This window comes from Lunatimonas salinarum, assembly GCF_017811155.1.
In the GTDB taxonomy this organism is placed as follows: Bacteria; Bacteroidota; Bacteroidia; order Cytophagales; family Cyclobacteriaceae; genus Lunatimonas; species Lunatimonas salinarum.
This window is the reverse complement of sequence record NZ_JACVCV010000142.1, coordinates 1-303: the sequence shown is the minus strand read 5'-3', so window position 1 is coordinate 303 and position 303 is coordinate 1. Positions and strand designations below refer to the sequence as shown.

1 protein-coding gene is annotated in these 303 nt (G+C 44.2%); it reads left to right on the top strand.

What is annotated here, in order from left to right:
• The coding region (locus IAQ59_RS22225) for a type IIG restriction enzyme/methyltransferase (RefSeq protein WP_209333039.1) at positions 1 to 303 on the top strand (303 nt) is incomplete at both ends.

Here is a 303-nt window from a genome sequence, read left to right as displayed (position 1 = left end):
CGGATATGGAACACGATACCTTGTTTATCTCCAACCTCCGGGATGAAAAGAAAATACCCATCCTTTCTTCCACCGTCTTAAAAGATGATCAGGGAAAAAGGCGGACCGGAAGCCTTTCCACCTTGGAATACCTCTTTGAGTTTCTCAACGCCTACGATTTCAGTTCGGAAGGATCAGAGGATATTCAGGAAGACAACAAGACCTTGATCAATGCTTCCGTCCTGGGTCTCATCTTCGAAAAAATCAATGGGTACAAAGATGGATCCGTTTTTACACCCGGCTTCATTACCATGTACATGTGTA